This window comes from Ramlibacter sp. Leaf400, assembly GCF_001424545.1.
GTDB lineage: Bacteria > Pseudomonadota > Gammaproteobacteria > Burkholderiales > Burkholderiaceae_C > Ramlibacter.
The window spans coordinates 133,396-155,516 of record NZ_LMQL01000011.1; the positions used below are offsets into that span (position 1 = coordinate 133,396).

A 22,121-nucleotide genomic window follows, 5' to 3' on the forward strand; every position below is an offset into this window, starting at 1 on the left:
CCAGGAGAACTAGAAAATGCAAGGCGATCCCGGCGTCATCCAGCACCTGCAGGCGCAGCTGAAGAACGAGCTGACAGCCACCAACCAGTACTTCCTGCATTACCGCATCCTCAAGCACTGGGGCTTCGACCGCCTCGCGAAGAAGGAGTACGAGGAGTCGATCGGCGAGATGAAGCACGCCGACCGGCTGATGGAGCGCATCCTGTTCCTGGACGCCCTGCCCAACCTGCAGGACCTGGGCAAGCTGATGGTCGGCGAGAACGTGCCGGAGATCCTGGAGTGCGACCTGCGCAGCGAGCGCGGCGCGCAGGCCACGGTCAAGGAAGGCATCGCGCATTGCGAAGCCGTGCGCGACTACATCTCGCGCGAGATCCTGGAGCGCATCCTCGAGGACACCGAGGAGCACATCGACTACCTCGAGACCCAGCTCGACCTGCTGGGCAAGGTCGGCCTGCAGAACTACCTGCAGTCGGCCATGGGCGAACCCGCATCCGAGTGAGCGTCCGTCCGCGCGAATGCGACTGATTCGCATTTGAGCTAGAATCGCGGCCGATCCCGGCCAGCCAAGCCTGCGCGCCCGTCCTGCGGCGCGCCTCCAGCCAGCCTCCCCAAAGAACGCCCGCACGAGCGGGCACACCCTGGAGGCCGCCTTGGCACAAGAAAACTCGAATCCGTCCCCCGCCCTGCTGCCGCTGGGCGCCCTGCTGTTCGCCGCTTCGGCCGGCGCCTGGGCCCAGTCGGCGCAACCGACCGAAACCCGCAGCCTCGCCCCCGTGGTGGTGAAGGAACAGGCCGAGGCGCCCGAGGGCAAGGAGGCGCTGCGCGCCACCACCACCCACATCGGCCGCGGCACGCAGCAGCTGCGCGACATCCCGCAATCGCTGACCGTCGTCACCGAGAAGCTGATGGACGACCGCAACCTCGACACCGTCAAGGATGCGCTGCGCAGCACGGCCGGCGTCAGTTTCCTGGCGGCCGAAGGCGGCGAGGAGGACATCCGCCTGCGCGGCTTCTCGCTGGCCGGCACCGGCGACATCTTCCTGGACGGGATGCGCGACCCCGCGTTCTACGACCGCGACACCTTCAACCTCGACCGCATGGAGGTGCTGCGCGGCTCGGCGTCCATGCTGTTCGGCCGCGGCTCCACCGGCGGCGCCGTCAACCAGGTGAGCAAGGTCCCGCGCCTGATCAACGAGCACGAGGTGACGACCACGGTGGGCAACCACCAGTACGGGCGCATCACGGGGGACTTCAACTTCCACACCGGTGAAGACGCGGCCCTGCGCGTGAACCTGATGCGCACCCGCGCCGACAACAACGGCTCGGGCAGCAGCCTCGACAAGTACGGCGCGGCCGGCTCGTTCCGCTGGGGCATCGGGCGGCGCGACGAGTTCCTGGCCAGCCTCTACTGGCTGGACAACGACAACGGCATCAACTACGGACTGCCGTGGATCCGCCCACGCGCCACCGACACGAGCGCCTCCAACACCATCATCCCCGGGCTGGACCCCAGCTCCTACTACGGCATGGCCAGCGACCGCAACAACGGCGGCGCCAAGATCGCCAGCTTCGGCCACATCCACCGTTTCGACAACGGCGGCGAACTGCGCACCCAGCTGCGCAAGGGCGAGTTCGAGCGCGACCTGCGAGCCAGCGCGATCCGCTTAGCGCCCGCCGCCGCGCAGCCCGGACGCGCCGCCGCGGACCTGGGCAACTTCGGCCCGGGCACCGTGTTCACCCGCGGCACCAGCCTGAAGATCCAGGACGTCGACACCCTGCACGTGCAGAGCGACTACTCGGGCAAGTTCCAGGCGCTGGGCCTCCAGCACGAGCTGCAGACCGGCATCGACGCCGCGCGCGAGGAGAAGACCGTTTTCGCCGCCCGTTCGGCGGCGCAGGGGGGCGTGGACCTGGTCAAGCCGACCACGCTGGCCGGCACGCCCGACGACGGCGCGTCCATCGACGAGTCGCGCCGCGTGCTGCGCCTGGGCAACCAGTTCACCGCCAAGGGCTGGGGCGCCTACGTGCAGGACCTGGTGCAGGTGGCGCCGCACTGGAAGGTGCTGGGCGGCCTGCGCTACGACAGCCTGGACGGCCGCTATGACCAGTTCAACCTCCCCACCAACGCCGCCGGCCCGGTGACGGCCGTGAACTTCGCGCAGAAGATCTCCGAGGTGAGCAAGCGAGTGGGCCTGCTGTACCAGCCCGACGCCCTGCGCTCCTTCCACTTCTCCTACGGCACCTCGTTCAACACCTCGGGCGACACCTACTCGTACAACGCCCAGAGCGCCAACACGCCGCCCGAGCAGAGCGAGAACATCGAGGTCGGCGCCAAGCTGGACTCGGCCGACAAACGCTACTCCACCCGCCTGGCCCTGTTCCGCTCGACCAAGAAGAACGAGCGCAACACCGACCCCGACACCGCCGCCGACCGGCTGCTGCTCTCGGGCAAGCGCCACACGGCGGGCGTGGAAGTCGACGTGGTCGGCCGCCTCACGCCCAAGTGGGAGGTCTACGGCTCGTACATGTGGATGCCGATCGCCAAGGTCGACGAGGCCGCTTCCACCGCCACGACCGTGGGCAACCGGGTGGGCGACCGCCCGGGCCTCACGCCCAAGCACAGCGGCACCGTGTGGAGCACCTACCAGCTCACGCCGAAGTGGCGCGTGGGGGGCGGCCTGAATTTCCGCAGCGAGCAGTCGCCCGCCGACGTGACCGCGCCGGCCTGGGAAGCGCCAGGCTTCGTGACGGCCGACCTGATGGCCGAGTACGCCATCAGCTCCTCGATGATGGTCAAGGCCAACCTGTCCAACATCACGGACAAGCTCTACGGCGAGTCGCTCTACCGCGGCCACTACGTGCCCGGCGCCGGCCGCCTGCTGCAGGTGGCCCTGTCCGCCAGGTTCTGATCCACCTGTCCCCAGCACAGCCGCCGCCATGCTCCTGACCCTGCCCGACCTGCTGACCGAAGACGAACTCGCGCTCGCCCGGCGCCTGCTGGCGCAAGCCCCCTGGGCCGACGGGCGCATCGGCGCCGGTTCGCAGGCCGTGCAGGCCAAGAACAACGAGCAGTTGCCGGCCGACTGCGAGGCCGCGCGCAGCATCGGGGCGATCGTCCTCGGTGCGCTCGACCGCTCGCCGCGGTTCCTCTCGGCCTGCCTGCCGCGCAAGGTGTTCCCGCCGCGCATCAACCGCTACTCGGGCGCGACCAACGCGTACGGGCGGCACGTGGACGGGTCGATCCGCTTCGGCGAGAACGGCCAGCGCGTGCGCACGGACATCTCCTGCACCGTCTTCCTGTCCGATCCCGGGGATTACGACGGCGGCGAGCTGGTCATCCACGAGCCGGGCGACGAGCGCCGCTTCAAGCTGCCGGCCGGGCACGCCGTGCTCTACCCCGGCACCCACGTGCACGAGGTCTCGCCGGTCACGCGCGGAGCCCGCATGGCGGCCTTCTTCTGGGTCGAGAGCCTGGTGCGCACCGACGAGCAGCGCCGCCTGCTGCACGAATTCGACCTGGCCCTGACCGAAGTGCGGCAGGGCGCGGGCGAAAGCCCCGCCACCGTCGCGCTGATGGGCACGTACCACAACCTCCTGAGGATGTGGGCCGACACCTGAGCCGGGATCGACCGTCGCGCTGAAGCCCGACCGTCATCATAGTTATTGCAAATGCGATCGATTCGCATTTATACTGCGAGCCAGTCACCCCGATCCTCAACCGCCAGCCAAACCCTCTCCGAGCCATGATCGTCTGCGTCTGCCACCGCGTTTCCGACCGGGACATCGCCCGCCACGTCCGCGCCGGCATGGACTTCAGCGACATCCAGCTGGAGCTGGGGGTGGCGACCCAGTGCGGGCAATGCGAGAGCTGCGCCCGCGACGTGGTCGCCCAATGCAGCGCCACCGCCCCGGTCGCCGCCATCCAGCTCGCCCCCCGCATCTCGGAGAGCCCGGCATGGAATTCGTCGTCACCCTGGGCGGCTGCCTGATCCTGGTCGTCGTCGCCGCCTGCTGGGCCCTCCGCGGCAAGGGTCCGCAGGGCCGTTCCTAAACTATGGGCCCCCCCGCCGCTTCCCTTCCCGTGCCCGCGTCCCGCACCCACCGCAACACGGCCATCGCCGCCGGGGTGGTGCTGTTCCACGTGGCCGCCCTGTGGGCCCTGCAATCCGGGCTGCTGCGCCGCGCCGTCGAGGTGATCGTGCCGGTCGAGATCCTGGCCCAGATCGTCGAGCCGCCCCAGCCCAAGGTCGAGCCGCCGGCCCCCAGGCCCGAGCCGCCCGCGCCGGCCCCGCCGCCCAAGCCCGCCCCGGTGCGCAAGGTGCAGCCGCCCCCACCGCCGCAGCCGGTCGCGGTCCCTTCCCCCGCCCCGTCGCCCCAGGCGCCCGTGGGCGTGACCACGCCGCAACCGCCCGCACCGCCGATCGCGGCCCCCGTGACCGAGGCGCCACCTGCGCCGCCGGCCCCGCCCGCACCACCGCGCATCGAACTGCCCTCCAGCAGCGCCGACTACCTGCAGAACCCGCCGCCGGCCTACCCGGCGATGAGCCGCCGCCTGGGCGAGCAGGGCCAGGTCATGGTGCGCGTGCTGATCGGCGCCGACGGCACCGCGCAGCAGGCCCAGGTCAGCCGCTCCAGCGGGTTCGAGCGGCTCGACCAGGCCGCGCTGAACGCCGTGCTGAAGTGGCGCTACGTGCCCGGCAAGCGCGGCGGCGTGCCCGAGACCATGTGGTTCAACGTGCCGATCAATTTCGTTTTGGAGTGAGAAGAAGATGGATTCCCAGTTCGGACTCGTGAACCTCTGGCAGCAGGGCGACATCGTCACCAAGGGCGTTGCGCTGCTCCTGCTCGGCATGTCCCTGGCCTCGTGGATGGTGATCATCATCAAGGCGCTGGACCTGCGCCGCTACGCCTCGCAGGCGCGCCGCATCGAGAGCTTCTGGCACGCCGCCGACTTCGCCGACGGCCTGAACAAGCTGGGCACCGACCCGGCCAACCCGTTCCGCACGCTGGCGCTGGAGGGCCGCGAGGCTGCCGCGCACCACCACGCGCAGCCGCAGCTGCACGACTCGCTGGACGCCAGCGAGTGGCTCACGCGCAGCCTGCGCAACTCGATCGACGAGTCCACCGCGCGGCTGCAGGCGGGGCTGGCGGTGCTGGCCTCGGTCGGCTCCACCGCGCCCTTCGTGGGACTGTTCGGCACGGTCTGGGGCATCTACCACGCGCTGCTGGCGATCAGCGCCGCCGGCCAGGCCACCATCGACAAGGTGGCCGGCCCGATCGGCGAGGCGCTGATCATGACGGCGCTGGGCCTGGCGGTCGCCATTCCCGCCGTCCTGGGCTACAACGCCCTGGTGCGCGGCAACAAGTCGGTGCTGTTCCGCCTGAACCGCTTCGCACATGACCTGCACGCCTACCTGGTGACGGGCGCCCGCGTGTCCACCGCCAATGGCACGACCCGCGTGGTGCCGATGAAGAAGGGAGCCTGACGTGGCCTTCGGCACCCAGGACGAAACCGACGAGGTGATGAACGAGATCAACATGACGCCCCTGGTGGACGTCATGCTGGTCCTGCTGATCATCTTCATCATCACCGTCCCGGTGATGAAGCACTCGGTCAACATCGACCTGCCGCGCGCCACCAACCAGCCGCAGGACCCCAAGCCGCAGACCATCCGGCTGTCGGTGGACGCCTCCGGCGCCTACTGGTGGAACGAGGGCCAGGTGACCGACGCCGACCTGCCCCGGCTGCTGCGGGCCGAGGCCGCGCGCGAGCCGCAGCCCGAACTGCACATCCGCGGCGACAAGGACGTGCGCTACGAGCGCGTGGCGCAGGCGATGGCGGCGGCGCAGCAGTCGGGCCTGCGCAAGATCGGCTTCATCACCGAACCGAAGGCGGCGCAATGAGCCCGGGCCGGCCGGTTTCGCATCCGCACGCGCAACCCGAGGCGGCGGCCGGCGCGGCCGAGGCCCGCGTGCCTGTGCGACCGCCGCTGGTGGACAGCAGCCAGCTGTTCCAGGGGCATCGTGCGGTGGAGATCCACCACAACGGCGAGCTCTACCGGCTGCAGGCCACCCGCACCGGCAAGCTCATCCTGACCAAGTGACGCGAAGCGTCATCCCCGCGCAGGCGGGGATCCAGTTCACAGCCAGCGTCATCCCCGCGCAGGCGGGGATCCAGTTCATCAAAGCCCGATGGCGGCGATGCCGGCGCGCGCGATCTGTGCGTCCTCGGTGGACTTGACGCCGCTCACGCCCACCGCGCCCAGGCACTGGCCGTCCTTCAGGATCGGAACGCCCCCTTCCAGCATGCCGCGCAGCTGCGGCGCGCTCAGGAAGGACACCCGGCCGCCGTTGATCATCTCCTCGTAGACGCGGCTCTCGCGGCGGCCCAGGGCGGCGGTGTTGGCCTTGGCGGGCGCGATCTGGGCCGAGATCGGCGCCGCGCCGTCCAGGCGCTGCAGCCACAGCAGGTGGCCGCCGTCGTCGACGATGGCGATGGACACGGCCCACTGGTGCTTGAGGGCCTCCGCTTCGGCGGCGGCGGCGATCTTCTTGATGTCGGACAGTTCGAGGGCAGGCTTGGTGTTCATGGTGCTTGCAGGGAAAAAATGAGCCCGAAGCATAACGGCCGGCGCGAGGGGCTATTCGGGCGCCACTGTCGCGGAACCAACCTAGAATCGTTCCGTCTAACGGGCCTGTTGAGGCCAAGGAGCTCAGGAAATGAACCAACATGTGACCACCCCTTCCGGCTACGGCGGCTATGCCCTGCCCTCGCTGCAGGAGCGCAACCGTGTGCTGCGCAACACCTACTGGCTGCTGGCGCTGTCCATGGTGCCCACGGTGCTGGGCGCCTGGCTGGGCGTGGCCACCGGCATCACCCGCGCGATGTCGCCGGGCGTCGGCCTGGTCGTCTTCCTGGTGGGCGCGTTCGGGTTCATGTTCGCCATCGAGAAGTTCAAGAACTCCGCGGCCGGCGTGCCGATCCTGCTGGCGTTCACCTTCTTCATGGGCCTGATGCTCTCGCGCCTGCTGGGCATGGTGCTCGGCTTGGCCAACGGCACCGGGCTGATCATGACGGCCTTCGCCGGCACCGGCGCGATCTTCCTGGGCATGGCGACGATGTCCACCCTCGTCAAGCGCGACCTGTCGAGCATGGCCAAGTTCATGTTCATCGGCGCCGTCCTGGTGCTGGTGGCGGGCATCGCCAACGTGTTCCTGCAGAGCAGCGCGCTGATGATCACCCTGTCGGTGCTGGTGATCGGCATCTTCTCGTTCTTCATCCTGTACGACCTCAAGCGCGTGCGCGACGGCGAGGAGACCAACTACATCACCGCCACCCTGGGCGTGTACCTGAGCCTCTACAACATCTTCCAGAGCCTGCTGGCCATCTTCGGCATCGGCGGCAGCTCCGACTGAGGGCTCCGGCTCCAACGAAAAAAGGGCGCTCTCGGCGCCCTTTTTCATTGGCCGTTCGCGCCTTCAGTCGTCGCGGTCGAACACCGCGATGCTCTCCACGTGGGCCGTGTGCGGGAACATGTTCACCGCGCCGGCCGCGCTGCAGCGGTAGCCGGCCTGGTGCACCAGGAGGCCGGCGTCGCGCGCCAGGGTCGCCGGGTTGCAGCTCACGTAGACGATGCGCTGCGGCGCACGCCAGCCCCCGGCCAGCTCGGGCTGCTGGTGCAGGTCGGCCATCGCCTTGGCCAGCGCGAAGGCGCCTTCGCGCGGCGGGTCCACCAGCCATTTCTGAGCATCGCCGTCCTGCACCAGTTGCTGCGGCGTCATCTCGAAGAGGTTGCGGGCCGCGAAAGTCACCGGCGCCAGCGGCCGCCGGGCCGCGTTGCGCGCCAGGTTCTCGCGCGACCGCGCCACCAGCACCTCGCTGCCCTCGATGCCCAGCACCTCGCGCGCGCGGGTGGCCAGCGGCAGGGTGAAGTTGCCCAGGCCGCAGAACCAGTCGATCACCCGGTCGTCGGAACGCACGTCCAGCAGCCGAAGCGCCGTGTCCACCAGCACGCGGTTGATGTGCGGGTTGACCTGGGTGAAATCGGTCGGCCGGAAAGGCATGGTGATGCCGAACTCCGGCAGCGCGTAGGCCAGTTCCGGCCCGCCCTCGTCCAGGAGGCGCACGGTGTCCGGCCCCTTGGGCTGCAGCCACCACTGCACGCCAGGATGCTCGAGGGCGAAAGTGCGCAGCCTGGCGAGGTCGCCCTCGCTCAGCGGCTCCAGGTGGCGCAGCACCAGCGCCGTGACCTCGTCCCCGCAGGCCAGCTCGATCTGCGGGCAGGTCTCGATCGCGTCCATGGAACCGATCAGCGCCCGCAGCGGGAGCAGCAGGTCGCTGACGTGCTGCGGCACCACGTGGCATTCGCGCATGTCGGCCACGTAGCGGCTCTTGCGCTCGTGGAAGCCGATCAGCACCGTGCCCTTCTTGCGCACGTGCCGCACCGAGAAGCGGGCGCGCCAGCGGTAGTTCCAGGCCGGGCCCTCGATCGGGCGCAGCACCCTTTCGGGCTTCACCTTGGCCAGGTGCCAGAGGTTGTCCTCCAGCACCCGCTGCTTGACCGCCACCTGCGAGGAAGCGTGCAGGTGCTGCATCTTGCAGCCGCCGCAGGCGCCCTCGTGCAGGCCGAAATGCGGGCAGCGCGGCCGCACGCGCTGCGACGATTCGCTGTGGATCTCAATGAGCTGGGCCTGCTCCCAGTTGTTCTTGCGGCGGGTCACCTTGGCGCTCACCACCTCGGTGGGCAGCGCGCCGTCGATGAACACCACCTTGCCGTCGGCGCGGCGGGCCACGCCCTGCGCCTCGATGTCCAGCGCGTCCACGCGGAGCCAGCCTTCCGGCAGCTCGGGTGCGGCGCTCTCGTTCTCTCCTGTCATCCCTCGATTGTCTCAGGCCATACTGGCGGCCCGCCGAAAGGACGCCATGGACATCCGCATCTGCATCGACGTGCCCGACCTGGAACGCGCCATCGCCTTCTACACGGCCGGCCTCGGCCTGCGCCCGGGCCGGCGCCTGGGCGACGACTGGGCCGAGCTGCTGGGCGGCGGCAGCACGATCGACCTGCTCGCGAACGCGTCCGGCACCGCGCCCCTGGGCGAGGCCCATCCCCAGCGCCGCGACTACCAGCGGCACTGGACGCCGGTGCACCTGGACTTCGTGGTCGACGATGTCGACGCCGCCGTGAAGCGGCTGGTGGACCAGGGTGCGAAGCTGGAGCGCCCCGTGCAGGACCGGCGCTGGGGCCGCATGGCCAACCTGGCCGACCCCTTCGGCCACGGCCTGGACCTGCTGGAATTGCGCGGCCGCGGCTACGACGAGCTGCTGCAGCCCGCGGCCTGAACGCGCTTCAACGCCAGGCGTCCAGGTACTCGCGCCAGTGCGGCTCGGCGCCGGCCAGTTCGGCCAGCGCGTTCTTCACCATCGCGACCTCCTGCTCGTACTCGGCCTCGGTGAGGCCGCCGCGCATCTTCTGGTAGCGGCAATACACCAGGTAGGTGTTCATCACGTCGGTCTCGCAGTAGCGGCGGATGTCCTCCAGCTTGCCGTCCTGGTAGGCCTGGAACACCTGCGAGCCGTCCATCCCCATCTTGCCGGGGAAGCCGCACAGCTTGGCCATGGCATCCAGCGGCGCACTGGCGCGCGGCTGGTACATCGCCAGCAGGTCCATCAGGTCCAGGTGCCGCATGTGGTAGCGGCTGATGTAGTTGTTCCACTTGAACTCGCGGTCGTCGTCGCCGAGGTCCCAGTACTTGTCGGCCACCACGCCGTGCCGCAGCCCGCGGTAGTGCAGCACCGGCAGGTCGAAGCCACCGCCGTTCCAGCTGACCAGCTGCGGCACGTGCTTGTCGATGCTGTTGAAGAAGTTCTGCACCACCTTGCCTTCGCTCGCGCCGTCGCGGTCGACGAACGAGTGCACGCGCAGCCCTTCGGCGTTGCGGAACACGCAGCTGATGACCAGCACGCGCTGCAGGTGGAGCGGCATGAAGTCGCTCTGGCCCCGGACTTTCCGCTCCTCGACCCAGGCCTCGTAGACCTGCTGGTCGCTGCTCTCGGCGGGCGAATCGCGCAGCAGCCGCAGGCCCGAAACGTCGGGGATGGATTCGATGTCGAAGACTAGGACAGGCCAACTCATGAAGGGCACTTTAGCAGTGCCCTTCATGAGTCGGCCCGCTGCGGCTTCAGGAGCCCCCACCCCGCCCGCCCCGGAGGGGGAGGGTTCGCTCAGAACAGCGCTTCCCGGTTGATGCCGCTGCGCGTCATCTGGCGCTTGAGCTTGAGCAGCGCCTCGTTCTGGATCTGGCGCACCCGCTCGCGCGTGAGGCCCAGGCGCTCGCTCAGGACTTCCAGCGTCTCGGGCTCGCGGTCCTTCAGGCCGAAGCGGCCTTCCAGCACTTCCTTCTCGCGCTGCGACAGCGTGTCGATCCAGGTGGCCAGGAGGCGTTCGACCTCGTGGTTCTGGGTGACGCCGGTGGGATCGGCCGCCAGTTCGTCGGCCAGCGAGTCGCCCAGCGTGTGCTCGTCGTCCGAGCGGTCCAGCGCCGCGTCCAGCGAGCGCGGCGCCTCGGCCATGGCCAGCAGGTCGGCCACGTCCTGCACGTTGCGCCCGAGCAGCGCGGCCACGTCCTCCACCCGCACGCCGTCGCCGCCGATGCCCACGCGCGCGGCCTGGAAGGCGGGATCGTTCTCCAGCGTGCGGCGCGCCCGCAGCACCTGCTGCAGCTCTCGCACCACGTGCACGGGCAGGCGGATCACGCGGCCCTGGTTCATCACCGCGCGCTCGACGGACTGCCGGATCCACCAGGTCGCATAGGTGGAAAAGCGGAAGCCCCGCTCCGGCTCGAACTTGTCGATGGCGTGCATCAGGCCGAGGTTGCCCTCCTCGATCAGGTCGGACAGCGGCACGCCGCGGCCGAGATAGCCCTTGGCGATGCTGACCACGAGCCGCAGGTTGTGCTCGATCATGGACTGGCGGGCCTGGAAGTCGCCGGCGCGCGCGCGGGTGGCGGCGGCGAACTCCTCCTCGGCGGTGAACAGCTCGGTGCGCCGCACGTCGCGCAGGTAGAGCGTGAGCGTGTCGCTGGACTCGCCGGCGACGTCGGTCCTGAGCTCGCGGCCATTGGGGACCACCGCTTCCGGCTCCGCCGGCGCCTCGGCAGGATCGGGGGGCACGCCTTGTCCCATCGCGCCCGGATCAGGTGTCGTGCCCTTTCCGTTGCGCTTGGCCATGGCTACCTCGGCGCCAGCAGGCGGGCGGGATCGACAGGCTTGCCCTGCCGGCGGATCTCGAAATGCAGCTTCACCCTGTCAGTGTCGCTGGAACCCATCTCGGCGATCTTCTGTCCCTTGCGAACCGACTGGTCTTCCTTGACCAGCAGCGCCTGGTTGTGGGCGTACGCCGTGAGGTAGGTGTTGTTGTGCTTGAGGATGATGAGGTTGCCGTAGCCGCGCAGGCCGGCGCCGGCGTAGACCACGCGGCCATCGGCCGCGGCCAGCACCGGGTCGCCCGCCTTGCCGCTGATGTCCAGGCCCTTGTTGCGCACCTCGTCGAAGGTGCCCACGACCGCCGTGTTGCCGGGCGCGGGCCAGGCCCACGCGATCTCGTCGCCGGCCGGGATGGGCGGCTGCGACGCATCGGGCCCCGGTGCGGCGGCCGTCACGGTGGCGCGCGGCGCGCTGGCCGAGGCCGTGGGCGACGAAGCCGCTGCGAGCGGCGCGGAGGCGGCCGACACCGGCGTGGACGCCGCGCCGGCCGGCGCCGACGCCGCACTGGCCGGCTGGGCCGCCACGGGCGCGGCCGCGACGGTGGACGATGCCACCGGCCGCACGATCGCCGACTCGGGCGGCGGCGTCACGCGGATCACCTGCCCCACCTCGAGCACGTTGGGGTTGTCCATGCCGTTCCAGCGCGCGATGTCGCGCCAGTTCTGGCCGCTGTCCAGGCCGATGCGGATCAGCGTGTCGCCGGGACGCACCGTGTAGTAGCCCGGCTTGCCCGCGTTCTCGGCACCTGGCAGGGGGCGCAGGGCGGGATCGGGGGCGACCACCGCGGAGACGGGCGGCTGCCCGCTGCTGCGATCCACCACCGGCGCAGGCGAACGCGCGCGCGACGCGCAGCCGGCGAGCACCAACGCCGCCAACACCAGCGCCACACCTTTGCCCGCGTGCCAGGCCATGCCCTTCATCGTTCCAGTTCCTTCAAGCGATGCCGGATTTTAGGGGGACGAAGTGAACCGTCTCAAGAATGCTTCGCCGCACTTCGGTGGCCGTCTTCTCCAGCAGCATCAGCGACTGCCTTCCGCCCGGCACGACAGTGGGCGCGATGATTCGCCCGCCGACGGCGAGCTGATCGACCCAGGCGCGAGGGACCGCTTCGCCTCCAGCGGCCGCGATGATGCCGGCGTAGGGCGCGCCCTTGGCGAAACCTTCCATGCCGTCGCCGAACAGCAGGTGCACGTTGGCCAGCCGCAGGGGCCTGAGGTTCTCGCGCGCCCTGTCGTGCAGGCCGCGCAGGCGCTCGATGCTGTACACCTCGGTGGCCACCTGCGCGAGCACGGCGGCCTGGTAGCCGCAGCCGGTGCCGATCTCCAGCACACGACCCAGGCGCGCGCCCCCGGGCGTCGTCCCCAGCAGCAGCTCGACCATCCGCGCCACCACGCTGGGCTTGGAGATGGTCTGGCCCAGGCCGATCGGCAGGCTGGTGTCCTCGTAGGCCTGGTTGACCAGGGCGCTGTCGACGAAGCGGTGCCGCTCCACGCGGCCCAGCGCGCCCAGCACGCGCGGATCGGCCACGCCCTGCCCCGCCAGCCGCGTCACCATGCGCGTGCGCACCGCTTCGGAATCCAGGCCCACGCCCTGCGGGCGCAGCGGCGTCACCGACGACACGCCCGTGCGCGCCGAGACGGCCCGTTGCGGCTGCTGCGGCTTCGCCTGCGAGGGACCGAGTTGCGCGGGAAATCCAGGGCGGCGGGTCATCGCCCACCCGCGAAGCGGCCCACGCGCGCGGACCAGTCGGCCAGGCCGGCGTGGTCGGTGAGGTCCACCTTCAGCGGCGTGACCGACACGCGCCCCTGCGCGGTGGCATGGAAGTCGGTGCCGTCGGCACCATCCTTGGGCAGGCCGGCGCCACCGATCCAGTACATGGTCTGGCCGTGCGGGCTGGGCTGCGGGATCACCTTCTCGGCCGCGTGCCGCCGGCCGAGCCGGCAGACCTCGAAGGGGCCGAGCTCGCCTTGCGCGCGGTTGGGGATGTTCACGTTGAGCAGGAAGGGACGCTCCGCATCCAGCCCCTGCTCCAGCACGCTCTGCACCAGTTCGCGCGCCTTGCGCGCGGCCGCGTCCAGGTGGCCCCAGCCCTTCTCGACCTGCGAGAACGCGATGGCGGGGATGCCGAACAGGTAGCCCTCCATCGCCGCGCCCACCGTGCCCGAGTAGATGGTGTCGTCGCCCATGTTGGCGCCGTTGTTGATGCCGCTGACCACCAGGTCGGGCCGCCAGTCGAGCAGGCCGGTGAGCGCGATGTGCACGCAGTCGGCCGGCGTGCCGTTCACGTAGCGGAAGCCGTTGGCGCCTTCCTGCACGTACAGCGGCGAATGCAGCGTGAGCGCGTTGGACTTGGCGCTGTTGTTGTGCTCCGGGGCGACCACCTCGACATCGGCGAGGTCGCGGATCGCTTCGTGCAGGGCCACCAGGCCGGGGGCCTGGTAGCCGTCGTCGTTGGACAGGAGGATCTTCATGCGGGGCAGCCTGCGGCCATTGTAGGGGTGGGGTCGCCGCTGGGACTGCCCGGCGCGGGCGCGGTGCCTATGATGGTCCGCTTTGCGCAACAAGGAGACCGGCATGCACGCCTGGCTATGCGAGAACCCCGTCGGCGTCGACGCGCTGCAGTGGAAGGAGTTGCCCACGCCCAGGCCCCAGGCCGGCCAGGTGCTGGTGCGCATCGAGGCGGCGAGCCTGAACTTCCCCGACCTGCTGATCGTGCAGAACAAGTACCAGATCAAGCCGCCGCTGCCCTTCGTGCCGGGGTCGGAGTACGCGGGCCTGATCGAGGCGGTGGGCGAAGGTGTCACGCAGCTGAAGGTGGGCCAGCGCGTCGCCTGCCTCTCGGGCACCGGCGGCTTCGCCACCCACACGCTAGCCCCGGCGGCGCTGTGCATGCCGCTGCCGCCCGGCTTTCCCGCGGTGGACGCGGCCGCCTTCATCATGATCTACGCGACCTCGCACCATGCGCTGGTGGACCGCGCGCAGCTCAAGCCCGGCGAGACGGTGCTGGTGCTGGGCGCGGCCGGCGGCGTGGGCACGGCCGCGATCCAGATCGCCAAGGCCAAGGGTGCACGGGTCATCGCCGCGGCGTCCAGCGACGAGAAGTGCGAGCTGTGCAAGTCCATCGGCGCCGACGCCACCATCAACTACAGCCAGGGCAGCCTGCGCGACGCGATCAAGGCCGCCACCGACGGCAAGGGCCCCGACGTGGTCTACGACCCGGTGGGCGGCGAGTACGCCGAGCCGGCCTTCCGCTCCATCGCCTGGCGCGGCCGCTACCTGGTGGTGGGCTTCGCCTCCGGGCCCATCCCCTCGCTGCCGCTCAACCTGCCGCTGCTCAAGGGCGCGTCGCTGGTCGGCGTGTTCTGGGGCGACTTTGCCCGCCGCGAGCCCAAGGCCAACGCCGACATGATGGGCGAGCTGGCCCAGTGGTACGCCGAAGGCAAGGTCAAGCCGGTGATCGACCGCACCATGCCGATGGCGCAGCTCAAGGAAGCCTACGCGCACATGGGTTCGCGCGGCGTGAAGGGCAAGCTGGTGATGGTGAACTGAGGACGGGCGCGCCAAAGAAAAAAGCCGGCAGCGTGGGCTGCCGGCTTTTCTTCATGGGTGTCTGGGGTGGCTGATGGGACTCGAACCCACGACGACCAGAATCACAATCTGGGACTCTACCAACTGAGCTACAGCCACCGTCGAAGGCCGAGATTATAGCCCGCGGTGCGGGCCTTCCGGTTCAGCGCTGCGCGGTGGCTCCGGTCTCCGGCGCGGGCCGGGGCACCAAGATCTGTGCCTTGAAGCGTTCGCGCAGCAGGTTGTAGTAGGCCAGCCCTTCGGCCGACGTCCACAGGCGGGTGTACTGCGCCACTTCCTGCTGGGCGACCGGCGCGGCGGGCGCCTCGCGCGGGAGCGACTTGTTCACCTTCACCACCGCGTAGCCTTGCGGCCCCAGGTCGACGCCGGTCAGCTGCGGCAGCGCGGCCGGGTCGGCGCGCAGGGCGGCCTCCACCACTTCCGGCGGCAACTGCGATTGCTCGGAGCGCGAGACCACGGTGGGCGCGGACAGGTTGGCGCCGGCCGGGGCGGCCTTCCAGGCGGCAAGCTTTTCCTGGCCTTCCTTCTTGGCCATCTCGGCGGAACGGGTGGCGACCAGGCGCTGGCGCACCTCGTCCTGCACTTCCGCCAGCGGACGCGTGCGCGCCGGGCTGTACTGCGTGATGCGGGCCGAGGCGAGCTGGCCCGGGGCGATCTCCACCGCCTCGGTGTTGCGCTTCTTCTCCACGCTGTCGGGCGAGAAGACGGCGCCCAGGAACTTGGGATTGACCAGCGGGCCGCTGGCGCCCGGCGCCGGCGTGCGCGCCACGTTGGCGGCGCTGCGCACCTCCAGCTTGAAGCGCTCGGCCACGGACTTGAAGCCGTCGGACGCTTCGTAGACCGCGTTACTGAAAGCGTCGGCCGACTCGGCGAACTTGCGCTGGGCCTGCTCCTTGCGCAGCTGCGTCTCCAGCTCGGGCCGCATCTGCTCGAAGGTGCGCTGCTGCGGTGCGCGCACGTCGGTCACCGTCACCACGTGCCAGCCGAACTCGGTCTCGGCCAGGCCCAGCTCGCCCTTCTTCAGGCCGAACACCACGTCTTCCAGCGCCTTGCTGGCGTAGCCGCCGCGCGCCGACCAGTCCAGGTCGCCGCCGTTGGCCGCCGACACCGTGTCGGCGGAGTTCTTCTTGGCCAGCTCGGCGAAGGCCTGCGGCGACTTGCGCGCGGCTTCCAGCAGCTCCTGCGCGCGGGCCTTGGCCTTCTCGCGTTCGGCGGCCGGCGCGCCCTTGGGCACCTGCACCAGGATGTGGCTGGTGCGGCGCTCCTCCTGGCCGGCCATGCGCGCGGCGTTCTGCTCGTAGTAGGTCTTGAGGTCCTGCTCGTTGACCGCGATGCTCTTTTGCACCGAGGCCAGGTCCAGCACCAGATACTCGATGGCGGCCTGCTCGGGCGCCTGGAACAGCTGCGGGTTCTCCTTGTAGAAGGCCTCGATCTCCGCCGGCGTGGGGTTCACCTTGGACTGGTAGGCGGAAGCGTCGAAGCGGCCCACCTGCACCTCGCGGCGCTCGAAGAAGGCGCCCAGCGACACGGAAGCCTGCGCCGGCGTGGCCAGGCCGGTGCCCGTCACCCCGCCCAGCACCTGGCGCTGCGCGATCTCCTCGCGCACCTGCTCCTCGAACATCTGCGGCGTGAGGCCCTGGCGGCCGAGCATCTGCTTGTAGGCGTCCATGTCCAGGCGGCCGTCGGGGCCGCGCAGCGAGGCGATCACCTCGTTGCCCTGCAGCTCGCGCGCGAGCCGCTGGTCGCTGGCGGTCAGCCGGCCCTTGGCCGCGGCGGCGACCAGCACGCGGTCGCGCACCATCTGCTCCAGCGTGGCGAAGCGGGCCTGCGGCGAATCGGCCAGCTTGGCGTCGAGGGTGGGCATCTGCTCGCGCAGGCGGTCGATGCGGTTCTTGTGCTCGTTGTCCCAGTCGGACTGCGTGATGGCGCGGCCGTCGACCTTGGCGACAGTGGCGCCGCGCTCCTGGTAGCGGTTGTAGCCTTCCAGGCCGAACAGCACGAACGAAGGCACGATCAGGATGAACAGCAGCACCTGCATGATCCTGTTGTGCTTGCGGACGAAATCAAACATCAGCGACTCTCAATCAATGAACGCGAGGCCCGGAAAAAACGAAAGGCGAACATTCCGTTCGCCTTCGCTGGGGTTGGTGGGTGCTGACGGGATCGAACCGCCGACCTACGCCTTGTAAGGGCGCCGCTCTACCAGCTGAGCTAAGCACCCCACCGGCAGCCAGTCATCAGTTCAGCGCATCCTTGAGCGCCTTGCCGGGACGGAACTTGGGCACCTTGGCAGCCTTGATTTTAATCTGCGCGCCGGTGCGGGGATTGCGGCCGCTGCGGGCGGCGCGCTTGCCGACGGCGAAGGTGCCGAAGCCCACCAGCGACACGGAGCCGCCTTTCTTCAGCGTCGTCTTGACGGCGCCGATCATCGATTCCAGCGCACGCGTAGCTGCCGCTTTCGAGATGTCGGCATGCTTCGCGATGTGCTCGATCAGTTCGGTTTTGTTCACAGGAGCCCCTCGTTCAGAGTAAGAGTTTGGACAGGTCGTCTCTTAAAAATTTTCGTCTCCCGCTCCTGGTTGCCCGCCGGTCGCGGTGCCGTTGCCAGGAGGAGGGAGACTTTTTGAGCAGCCGCAGGCCACTGCCGCCGATTAAAGCCACGGTGACAAACCGTGTCAACAAGGCTCGCAGCTTTACAACAGCCGGGGGCGGATTCTAGGCGCAAGCCTTGCGTGGCGCGGGTTTCCGGGCCGCGGGGCCACGAACTTTGTCACGCGAAGGGGCGCCGGAACGAGCCTCACAAGGCCGCTGCGATGGCCTTGCCCACGTCCGTTGTCGAGGCCTTGCCGCCGATGTCGGCGGTGCGCGGCGCACCGGACTGGGGATCGAGCACCTGCTCGATCGCGCGCAGCACCGCGTCGTGCGCCTCCTTGTGGCCCAGGAACTCCAGCATCATCGCGCCGCACCAGATCTGGCCGATCGGGTTGGCGATGTTGCGGCCCGCGATGTCCGGCGCCGACCCGTGCACGGGCTCGAACAGCGAGGGGAACTTGCGGTCCGGGTTCAGGTTGGCGCTGGGCGCGATGCCGATGGTGCCGGTGCAGGCCGGCCCCAGGTCGCTGAGGATGTCGCCGAACAGGTTGCTGGCCACCACCACGTCGAAGAAGTCCGGCCGCTGCACGAAGTGGGCGGTGAGGATGTCGATGTGGAACTTGTCGGTCTTCACGTCGGGATAGGCCTTGGCCATCTCGGCCACGCGCTCGTCCCAGTACGGCATGGTGATGGCGATGCCGTTGGACTTGGTGGCGCTCGTCAGGTGCTTCTTCGGGCGCGACCTGGCCAGCTCGTAGGCGAACTTCAGCACCCGGTCGACGCCCACGCGGGACATCACCGTCTCCTGCATGACGATCTCGCGCTCGGTGCCCGGGTACATGCGGCCGCCGATGGCGGAGTACTCGCCCTCGGTGTTCTCGCGCACGATGTACATGTCGATCTCGCCGGGCTGGCGGGGGCTGCCGTCGCGGCGCACCACCGGCGCGATGATGCCGGGCATCAGGCGAGCGGGCCGCAGGTTCACGTACTGGTCGAACTCGCGGCGGAACAGCAGCAGCGACTGCCACAGCGACACGTGGTCGGGGATCTTGTCGGGCCAGCCGACCGCGCCGTAGAAGATGGCGTCGTGGCCGCCGATGCGCTCCTTCCAGTCGTCCGGCAGGTACTTGCCATGCTTCTCGCAGTAGTCCCAGCAGCCGAATTCGAAGATGTCGAAGGCCAGGTCGATGCCGAACTTGCGGGCGGCGGCCTCCATGACACGGATGCCCTCGGGCATGACTTCCTTGCCGATGCCGTCGCCGGCGATGACTGCGATGCGTTTCTTGCTCACGGGTTGCTCCTGAAGAAGGCGAGGGTTTCGTCGAGCAGAAGGGCCGGCGCCTCTTCCGCGATGTAGTGGCCGCAGGGCAGGCTGCGGCCGGAGAAATCGGTGGCGGCCGCGCGCCAGAGCGCGGGCACGTCGAAGCAGCGGCCCACCGCGCCGTGCTCGCCCCACAGCACGCGCAGCGGCTGCGTGAGACGCCGGCCGGCGTCCTGGTCGGCCTGGTCGTGCGCCAGGTCGATGCCGGCGCCGGCCCGGTAGTCGGCGCAGATCGCCTCCGCGTTGCCGGCGATCGCCGCGCAGCGCTCGTACTCGGCCAGCGCCTCCGGTGCGAAGGCGGCCAGGCCGGCATGGCGCCCGCCCATCACGCTGCGCACGAAGCGGCGCGGGTCCGACGCGATCAGCGCTTCGGGCAGGGGCGGCGGCTGGATCAGGAAGAACCAGTGCCAGTAGGCGCGGGCGAAAGCCTCGCTGGTGTTGCGGTACATGGCCAGCGTCGGCGCGATGTCCAGCAGCAGCAGGCGCTCGACCGCGTCGGGATGGTCCAGTGCCAGGCGGTGCGCCACCCGGGCGCCGCGGTCGTGCGCCAGCACCTGGAAGCGCTCGTGCCCGAACCGGCGCATGGCTTCGATCGCATCCAGCGCCATCTCGCGCTTGGCGTACCGGGCCGACTGGTCGCCGGCCGGCGGCCGGCCGGAGTCGCCGTAGCCGCGCAGGTCCATCAGCACCAGTTCGAACTGCTCGGCCAGCCGCGGCGCCACGCGATGCCACATCGCGTGCGTCTGCGGATGGCCGTGCAGCAGCAGCAGGGGCGCGCCCTGCCCCGCCCGGCGCACGTTGATCGTGACGCCGTCGCGCTCGATGCGCTCGCTTGAGAAGCCTTCCAGCATGGGACCGATTCTGGCACTCGCGGGCGGAGCGAAACAGCAATAATCCGGCAAGCCATTCTTTCCATTCGAGCAGCAATGAAGCCCAGCCTGGACCGCGCCGACCTCGAGCTGCTGCTCTCGATCCGCGAGCACGGCAGCCTGGCCGGCGCCGCCTCGGCCGCGGACGTCGTGCCTTCCGTGGTCACCAAGCGGCTGGCCGCGCTGGAAGCGCGGCTGGGCCTGAAGCTGTTCCAGCGCACCACGCGCCGGGTGGTTCCCACCGCCGAGGGCGAAGGCCTGTGCGAGCGGGCCACCGGCCTGCTGGCCGGCTTCCAGGCCATGGAGGCCGAGCTGCGGGAGCGCCACAAGGACCCGGTGGGCCGCATCCGGCTGGCGGCCACCTTCGGCTTCGGCCGCACGTGGCTGGGCCCGGCGATCGCCGAGTTCCAGCAGCGCCATCCGCAGCTGGAGGTGCAGCTGCAGCTGACCGAGCAGCTGCCCGACCTGGCCGTCGAAGGGTTCGACGGCGCGGTGTGGCTGTGGGCGGTGCGCGGCCCGCGCGCCACCGAATGGACGGCCCGGCGGCTGGCGCGCAACCAGCGCGTGCTGGTGGCCGCGCCCGACTACCTGGGCCGGCACGGCACGCCGGCCGGCATCGACGACCTGGCGGCGCACCGCTGCCTGGTGGTGCGCGAGAACGAGCGCTTCGACGTCTGGCGCCTGCAGCGCGAGCGGGACCGCAGCGAAGTGCGGGTGCGGGTGGGCGGGCCGCTCTCGAGCAATTCCGGCGAGCTGGTGCGCGACTGGTGCCTGGCCGGCCACGGCATCATGCTGCGCAGCCTCTGGGACATCGCCGGCGCGCTGGCTTCGGGCGAGCTGGTGCGCGTGCTGCCTGCCTATGCGATGACCGATGCCGACATCCACTGGCTGGCGCCGCACACGCCCACGACACCCAGGCGGATCCGCCTCCTGGTCGACTTCCTGGTCGAGCGCTTCCGCGGCGAGCCCTGGCGGTTCAGCCCCGCACCGGCCGCACCACGAGGCTCACGCCCACGGCGGTGAGCGCCACGCCGGCCACGATGGCGGCGGTGATGGGTTCGCCGAACAGCGCCCAGGCCATCAGCGCCGTGGTGGGCGGCACCAGGTACATGAGGCTGGTCACCGTGGTCGCGGCGCCGCGCTGGATCAGCAGGTACAGCAGCGAACTGCCCCCCAGCGTGAGGCCGAGCACCGACCAGGCCATCGCGCCCACGAGTTCGGCGTTGACGCCGCCCGTGGCCGTGGTCCAGCGCATGCCCTCGCCTTCGGCCAGCGCCAGCGGCAAGGTGACCAGGAACGCGGCCGCCAGCTGCACCAGGTTGGCCGTGCGCACGTCGCAGGGCTTGACGAACCGCTTCTGGTAGAGCGTGCCGGCCGTGATCGACAGCAGCGCGACGAGGGCGAACATCAGGTTGCGCGCATGGACCTCGCCCATGCCCAGCTTCTGCCAGACCACCAGCAGCAGCCCCGCCAGCCCCAGCCCCAGGCCCATCCACTGCCGGCGGCCGACGTCGCCGCCGCGCCCCGACACCCAGAACGCGGTCAGCACCGGCTGCAGGCCCACCAGCAGCGCCGCAAGCCCCGCGCCCATGCCGTCCTTCACCGCTGCCCAGACGCCGCCGAGGTAGCCTGCGTGCATGAGGATGCCGGTCACGGCCAGGTGGCCCCATTGCGTCCGGCCCCGGGGCCAGGCGGCGCGGGCCCACGCGGCCCAGGCCAGGAAGCAGGCGACCGACAGCACGTAGCGCATCGCCAGGAACTTCATCGGCGGCGCGTGCGGCATGCCATAGCGCGCGACGATGAAGCCGGTGGCCCAGATCAGGACGAAGACGACGGGCATGGCCCGCACCAGCAGGTCCTGCCGGTCGGAATCGGTCATGGCGCTCACTTCACCCGCTTGCGGATCTCGGGCAGGGCCTTCTGCAGGTAGTACACCATCGACCAGACGGTCAGGATGGCCGCGCCCCAGATCAGCCAGTGGCCCCACACGCCGGTGTGGAACAGGCCGAAGAGCGGGCCGTCGTACAGCAGGAACGGAATGGCCACCATCTGCACGGTGGTCTTGACCTTGCCCAGCATGTGAACGGCCACGCTGCGCGACGCGCCGATCTGCGCCATCCACTCGCGCAGGGCGGAGATGGCGATCTCGCGGCCGATGATGATCAGCGCCACGAACACGTCGGCCCGTCCCAGGTGCACCAGCACCAGCAGCGAGGCACAGACCAGGAACTTGTCGGCGACCGGGTCGAGGAAGGCGCCGAAGGCCGATGTCTGCTTCAGGCGGCGGGCGAGGTAGCCATCCAGCCAGTCGGTGAGCGCGAACACGATGAACATCACCGTGGCCACCAGGTTCTGGAACGACTCGGGCGGCGTGCGCAGGTAGAACACCCCGACGATCAAGGGGATCGCGACGATGCGCGTCCAGGTCAGGATCGTGGGGACGGTGAAAAACATGGGCGCGATTCTGTCATGGCGCCCCAGGGAGCGG

Annotated in this window: 25 protein-coding genes and 2 tRNA genes; 12 read left to right on the plus strand and 15 right to left on the minus strand. The window is 69.9% G+C overall.

Annotated features, from left to right (window positions below; genetic code table 11):
* Positions 1–16: 16 nt before the first annotated feature.
* The 8 genes from bfr to hemP all read left to right on the plus strand — a co-directional run bounded on the left by bfr (position 17) and on the right by hemP (position 6,104).
* The gene (gene bfr / locus ASG30_RS14290; RefSeq protein ID WP_055897887.1) at positions 17–499 is read left to right on the plus strand and encodes a bacterioferritin; all 483 of its coding nucleotides are present in this window, start codon (positions 17–19) and stop codon (positions 497–499) included.
* Positions 500–650: 151 nt separating this feature from the next.
* Positions 651–2,909: a TonB-dependent receptor gene (locus ASG30_RS14295; RefSeq protein WP_055897890.1), complete on the plus strand. Its 2,259-nt coding sequence runs from the start codon at positions 651–653 to the stop codon at positions 2,907–2,909.
* A 28-nt stretch (positions 2,910–2,937) separates the two neighbouring features.
* Positions 2,938–3,618: a Fe2+-dependent dioxygenase gene (locus ASG30_RS14300; protein WP_055897893.1), complete on the plus strand. Its 681-nt coding sequence runs from the start codon at positions 2,938–2,940 to the stop codon at positions 3,616–3,618.
* Positions 3,619–3,743: 125 nt separating this feature from the next.
* Positions 3,744–3,989 (plus strand): (2Fe-2S)-binding protein, encoded by a 246-nt coding sequence (locus ASG30_RS14305; RefSeq protein WP_055897895.1) that lies wholly within the window; start codon positions 3,744–3,746, stop codon positions 3,987–3,989.
* Between the two features lie 65 nt (positions 3,990–4,054).
* Complete coding sequence (locus ASG30_RS14310; protein ID WP_055897898.1) at positions 4,055–4,762, plus strand: energy transducer TonB; 708 nt, start codon at positions 4,055–4,057, stop codon at positions 4,760–4,762.
* Positions 4,763–4,769: 7 nt separating this feature from the next.
* Entirely contained in the window at positions 4,770–5,486 is a 717-nt protein-coding gene (locus tag ASG30_RS14315; RefSeq protein WP_055897901.1) for a MotA/TolQ/ExbB proton channel family protein, read from the plus strand.
* Position 5,487: 1 nt separating this feature from the next.
* Complete coding sequence (locus ASG30_RS14320; protein ID WP_055897904.1) at positions 5,488–5,904, plus strand: ExbD/TolR family protein; 417 nt, start codon at positions 5,488–5,490, stop codon at positions 5,902–5,904.
* Positions 5,901–6,104 carry a hemin uptake protein HemP gene (gene hemP / locus ASG30_RS14325; protein ID WP_055897908.1) on the plus strand — a complete coding sequence of 68 codons (204 nt, stop codon included), beginning with the start codon at positions 5,901–5,903 and terminating at the stop codon, positions 6,102–6,104. Before ASG30_RS14320 ends, hemP begins: the two co-directional genes overlap by 4 nt.
* Positions 6,105–6,182: 78 nt before the next feature.
* Here the strand turns inward: hemP and ASG30_RS14330 are convergent, their stop codons facing one another.
* Positions 6,183–6,590 carry a GlcG/HbpS family heme-binding protein gene (locus tag ASG30_RS14330; protein ID WP_055897910.1) on the minus strand — a complete coding sequence of 136 codons (408 nt, stop codon included), beginning with the start codon at positions 6,588–6,590 and terminating at the stop codon, positions 6,183–6,185.
* 130 nt (positions 6,591–6,720) lie between these two features.
* Here ASG30_RS14330 and ASG30_RS14335 point away from each other — a divergent pair, with 130 nt between their 5' ends.
* On the plus strand, positions 6,721–7,416 hold the full coding sequence (locus tag ASG30_RS14335) for a Bax inhibitor-1/YccA family protein (RefSeq protein WP_055897913.1): 696 nt from the start codon (positions 6,721–6,723) through the stop codon (positions 7,414–7,416).
* A 63-nt stretch (positions 7,417–7,479) separates the two neighbouring features.
* On the opposite strand, the gene rlmD is transcribed toward ASG30_RS14335, so the two are convergent.
* Positions 7,480–8,877 (minus strand): 23S rRNA (uracil(1939)-C(5))-methyltransferase RlmD, encoded by a 1,398-nt coding sequence (rlmD, locus tag ASG30_RS14340; RefSeq protein WP_055897914.1) that lies wholly within the window; start codon positions 8,875–8,877, stop codon positions 7,480–7,482.
* A gap of 46 nt (positions 8,878–8,923) precedes the next feature.
* Here rlmD and ASG30_RS14345 point away from each other — a divergent pair, with 46 nt between their 5' ends.
* Entirely contained in the window at positions 8,924–9,340 is a 417-nt protein-coding gene (locus tag ASG30_RS14345; RefSeq protein ID WP_055897916.1) for a VOC family protein, read from the plus strand.
* Between the two features lie 7 nt (positions 9,341–9,347).
* On the opposite strand, the gene ASG30_RS14350 is transcribed toward ASG30_RS14345, so the two are convergent.
* From ASG30_RS14350 to surE, 5 genes are all read right to left on the minus strand, one after another.
* Complete coding sequence (locus ASG30_RS14350; RefSeq protein ID WP_055897918.1) at positions 9,348–10,133, minus strand: 3'-5' exonuclease; 786 nt, start codon at positions 10,131–10,133, stop codon at positions 9,348–9,350.
* An 89-nt stretch (positions 10,134–10,222) separates the two neighbouring features.
* A complete protein-coding gene (gene rpoS, locus ASG30_RS14355) occupies positions 10,223–11,227 on the minus strand; it encodes an RNA polymerase sigma factor RpoS (RefSeq protein WP_082522117.1) in 1,005 nt (334 codons plus the stop codon).
* 2 nt (positions 11,228–11,229) lie between these two features.
* Positions 11,230–12,183, minus strand: coding sequence for a peptidoglycan DD-metalloendopeptidase family protein (locus tag ASG30_RS14360; protein ID WP_235579803.1), 954 nt, complete (start codon positions 12,181–12,183; stop codon positions 11,230–11,232).
* 13 nt (positions 12,184–12,196) lie between these two features.
* The gene (locus ASG30_RS14365) at positions 12,197–12,973 is read right to left on the minus strand and encodes a protein-L-isoaspartate(D-aspartate) O-methyltransferase (RefSeq protein WP_055897924.1); all 777 of its coding nucleotides are present in this window, start codon (positions 12,971–12,973) and stop codon (positions 12,197–12,199) included.
* The gene (surE, locus tag ASG30_RS14370; protein WP_055897927.1) at positions 12,970–13,734 is read right to left on the minus strand and encodes a 5'/3'-nucleotidase SurE; all 765 of its coding nucleotides are present in this window, start codon (positions 13,732–13,734) and stop codon (positions 12,970–12,972) included. Before surE ends, ASG30_RS14365 begins: the two co-directional genes overlap by 4 nt.
* 103 nt (positions 13,735–13,837) lie before the next feature.
* Here surE and ASG30_RS14375 point away from each other — a divergent pair, with 103 nt between their 5' ends.
* Positions 13,838–14,812, plus strand: a complete 975-nt coding sequence (locus ASG30_RS14375; protein WP_055898714.1) for an NADPH:quinone oxidoreductase family protein — start codon at positions 13,838–13,840, stop codon at positions 14,810–14,812.
* A gap of 62 nt (positions 14,813–14,874) precedes the next feature.
* Here ASG30_RS14375 and ASG30_RS14380 read toward each other — a convergent pair.
* The 6 genes from ASG30_RS14380 to ASG30_RS14405 form a co-directional block, all read right to left on the minus strand.
* Positions 14,875–14,950: transfer RNA gene (locus ASG30_RS14380), tRNA-His, on the minus strand.
* Between the two features lie 43 nt (positions 14,951–14,993).
* Positions 14,994–16,922 (minus strand): SurA N-terminal domain-containing protein, encoded by a 1,929-nt coding sequence (locus tag ASG30_RS14385; RefSeq protein ID WP_055897930.1) that lies wholly within the window; start codon positions 16,920–16,922, stop codon positions 14,994–14,996.
* A gap of 74 nt (positions 16,923–16,996) precedes the next feature.
* Positions 16,997–17,072 (minus strand) — tRNA-Val (locus tag ASG30_RS14390).
* Between the two features lie 16 nt (positions 17,073–17,088).
* Positions 17,089–17,361 (minus strand): HU family DNA-binding protein, encoded by a 273-nt coding sequence (locus ASG30_RS14395; RefSeq protein ID WP_013901776.1) that lies wholly within the window; start codon positions 17,359–17,361, stop codon positions 17,089–17,091.
* A 287-nt stretch (positions 17,362–17,648) separates the two neighbouring features.
* Positions 17,649–18,734 (minus strand): tartrate dehydrogenase, encoded by a 1,086-nt coding sequence (locus ASG30_RS14400; RefSeq protein ID WP_055897933.1) that lies wholly within the window; start codon positions 18,732–18,734, stop codon positions 17,649–17,651.
* Positions 18,731–19,615: an alpha/beta fold hydrolase gene (locus ASG30_RS14405; protein ID WP_055897935.1), complete on the minus strand. Its 885-nt coding sequence runs from the start codon at positions 19,613–19,615 to the stop codon at positions 18,731–18,733. Before ASG30_RS14405 ends, ASG30_RS14400 begins: the two co-directional genes overlap by 4 nt.
* 75 nt (positions 19,616–19,690) lie before the next feature.
* Here ASG30_RS14405 and ASG30_RS14410 point away from each other — a divergent pair, with 75 nt between their 5' ends.
* The gene (locus ASG30_RS14410) at positions 19,691–20,656 is read left to right on the plus strand and encodes a LysR substrate-binding domain-containing protein (RefSeq protein ID WP_235579804.1); all 966 of its coding nucleotides are present in this window, start codon (positions 19,691–19,693) and stop codon (positions 20,654–20,656) included.
* Here ASG30_RS14410 and ASG30_RS14415 read toward each other — a convergent pair.
* Together ASG30_RS14415 and pgsA are read right to left on the minus strand one after the other, a co-directional pair.
* The gene (locus tag ASG30_RS14415; protein WP_055897937.1) at positions 20,610–21,512 is read right to left on the minus strand and encodes a DMT family transporter; all 903 of its coding nucleotides are present in this window, start codon (positions 21,510–21,512) and stop codon (positions 20,610–20,612) included. The genes ASG30_RS14410 and ASG30_RS14415 overlap by 47 nt on opposite strands.
* A gap of 5 nt (positions 21,513–21,517) precedes the next feature.
* The gene (gene pgsA, locus ASG30_RS14420; RefSeq protein WP_055897941.1) at positions 21,518–22,087 is read right to left on the minus strand and encodes a CDP-diacylglycerol--glycerol-3-phosphate 3-phosphatidyltransferase; all 570 of its coding nucleotides are present in this window, start codon (positions 22,085–22,087) and stop codon (positions 21,518–21,520) included.
* Between the last annotated feature and the right edge of the window lie 34 nt (positions 22,088–22,121).